This is a genomic window from Pedobacter frigoris (assembly GCF_032678645.1).
In the GTDB taxonomy this organism is placed as follows: Bacteria; Bacteroidota; Bacteroidia; order Sphingobacteriales; family Sphingobacteriaceae; genus Pedobacter; species Pedobacter frigoris_A.
In genome coordinates this window covers 1-942 of the sequence record NZ_JAVTSP010000018.1, presented here as the reverse complement: position 1 = coordinate 942, position 942 = coordinate 1, and the positions used below count along the sequence as shown (strand labels likewise).

The following is a 942-nucleotide window of genomic DNA, read 5'->3' as shown; positions in this document are numbered from 1 at the left end:
GGTTTTAATCTTATCATTGGGTTCTTAAGCTTTTATAAAGGTAAAGCCAAAAAAGTTATATTGCCCGTTATAATTTGAGTCGATCATTAGGTGTCATTAGCAATTGGAACCACGGTGGGTTAGCCATTCATAATACCTTTTGTAGCCTAAATATATAACTGAGAGCTTTGTAGGCATTATTTTGACTATTGATTCCATATTGTATGCATTTTCCCCAAGTAGTAATGCTTCGCAATATGAAACATTTAATGCATTAATCAGCTCGTCGCTCATACTATCAGTTCTCAATTCCAGAAAATTAAAACATCGAGTTACTTCCTGAATATCATCTTCTTCTATCAACTTATTTGTATAACTAGCAAATATCTCCATGCGCATGTGAATCATATCAATATCTTCCAATTCAATATCTGGCTTTATGATTGGAAACGAGTCGATTAACTCCATGAAAAATTCATTGTCGGTCATAACTCAGTAGTCATTATATTCATTCTCCAACTCGGTGATAAGGACATCGGGCCTTTTTATTGAGTACTTGAAGCTAATTGAATCTTCGACATCTAATTTTTTTGGATTATGATCCCAGCCGCCGGAATATTTATATTCCTTATCATTAAGCATGTACTTTACTGTTAGACTGTGACCTTTATAATATTTAATACTTGTAATGATGCCTTTAGATTCTCCGAAACCTTGCTTTATCAGTTTTGATGTCTCAATCTTTTCTTTTTCAGCATTGACAGACATCCAATACAAGCCGAATCCAATTGCAATTGTAATGGATAACAATGTGAATGCAATTTTTAACTTCTCCATTTCGATTTGAATACTATATACACGTTCTCACAAATTAACAAAATATTTAATAATCTCCTCTTTCTTCTTGTAAGCACAAACCGAGTGTCAGCCTTTATTTAGCAAAAAGTAAATAAAGCTTCTAAG

At 32.9% G+C, this 942-nt stretch carries 2 protein-coding genes; both read right to left on the bottom strand.

Features of this window, described 5'->3' with window-relative positions; genetic code table 11:
• Positions 1 to 96: 96 nt before the first annotated feature.
• Positions 97 to 468, bottom strand: coding sequence for a hypothetical protein (locus R2Q78_RS21845; protein ID WP_316794741.1), 372 nt, complete (start codon positions 466 to 468; stop codon positions 97 to 99).
• A 3-nt stretch (positions 469 to 471) separates the two neighbouring features.
• Entirely contained in the window at positions 472 to 816 is a 345-nt protein-coding gene (locus R2Q78_RS21840) for a hypothetical protein (protein ID WP_316794740.1), read from the bottom strand.
• Positions 817 to 942 lie beyond the last annotated feature (126 nt).

Coding starts and splice junctions, on each gene's coding strand:
- R2Q78_RS21845 (WP_316794741.1), bottom strand. CDS start 468: ATGACCGACAATGAATTTTTCATGGAGTTAATCGACTCGTTTCCAATC.
- R2Q78_RS21840 (WP_316794740.1), bottom strand. CDS start 816: ATGGAGAAGTTAAAAATTGCATTCACATTGTTATCCATTACAATTGCA.